The organism is Micromonospora sp. 4G55, assembly GCF_016803375.1.
In genome coordinates this window covers 1-1,294 of sequence record NZ_JAEVHN010000931.1, presented here as the reverse complement: position 1 = coordinate 1,294, position 1,294 = coordinate 1, and the positions used below count along the sequence as shown (strand labels likewise).

The 1,294-nt window shown below is 76.1% G+C and carries 2 pseudogenes; both read left to right on the top strand.

Features of this window, described 5'->3' with window-relative positions:
• Positions 1–1,078 (top strand): annotated as a pseudogene (locus JNW89_RS36260) (cobalt-precorrin-5B (C(1))-methyltransferase); the annotation flags it as partial.
• Positions 1,066–1,294: pseudogene (locus tag JNW89_RS36255) on the top strand (hypothetical protein); the annotation flags it as partial. The pseudogenes JNW89_RS36260 and JNW89_RS36255, both read left to right, overlap by 13 nt.

Here is a 1,294-nt window from a genome sequence, read left to right as displayed (position 1 = left end):
CGTACCGGCTGGACCACCGGCGCCTGCGCGACGGCGGCGGCCAAGGCCGCGGTGACCGCCCTGGTCACCGGCGTGCCGCAGCCGGAGGTGGAGATCGGGCTGCCGGCGCCGGCGGGTCAGCTTCCCGGTCGCCCGGTGCGACCTCACCCCGGCGCCCGAGGCGCGCGCCGAGGCGGTGGTGGTCAAGGACGCCGGCGACGACCCGGACGTCACCCACGGCGCGCACCTCACCGCCACCGTCGGCTGGCGCGCCGAGCCCGGCCTGGACCTGGCAGGCGGCCCCGGCGTCGGCACCGTCACCAAGCCGGGGCTCGGCCTCGCCGTCGGCGGCCCGGCGATCAACGAGACGCCGCGCCGGATGATCGGCCAGGCCGTCGCCGAGGTGGTCGACCTCACCGAGGTCGGCGTCCGGGTGGTGATCAGCGTGCCGGGCGGCGAGGTGATGGCCCGCAAGACCACCAACCGGCGGCTCGGCATCCTCGGCGGCATCTCCATTCTCGGCACCACCGGGATCGTCCGGCCCTTCTCCACCGCCTCCTGGCGGGCCAGCGTGGTGCAGGCGGTGCACGTGATGGCCGCGCAGGGCGAGTCCACCGTGGTGCTCTGCACCGGCGGGCGCACCGAGCGGGCCGCCCGGGACCTGCTGCCGGAGCTGCCCGAGGTGTGCTTCGTCGAGGTCGGCGACTTCACCGGCGCCGCAGTCACCGCCGCCGTCGGCGACGGGATGACCGGGGTGGTCTTCGTCGGGATGGCCGGCAAGCTGGCCAAGCTCGCCGCCGGCATCCTGATGACCCACTACACCCGCTCCAAGGTGGACCTGTCGCTGCTCGGCGCGGTCACCGCCGAGGCCGGCGGCGACGCCGACCTGGTCGCGGCGGTGACGGCGGCGAACACCGGGCGGCACGCGTACGAGCTGTGGGAGGCCGCCGGCCTGCTCGGTCCCGCCGGGGACCTGCTCTGCCACCGGGTCCGGCAGGTGCTGCTCCGCTTCGCCGAGCGGGCGGTCACCGTCGACGTGGCCATGGTCGACTTCGCCGGCTCCCGGGTCGTCGCCTCCTCGGGCCGGTGGGCGGCGTGACCGCCACGCCGTCGCGGAACGGTGCACCGGTCACTCAGGGTGGTGGCGGAGGGCGGCAATCCACCGGCGACCGATATGACTCCCAGTCATATTCATGCCTGAGCGGCATACCGCGCACCGCGGACCGGTCCGCCGGCGCGGCCGTGACCGTGGTGGGGATCGACGCCGCCGGTCGGCCGGCGCACCCCGGGCTGGCCGAGGCGCTCTCCGCCGCCG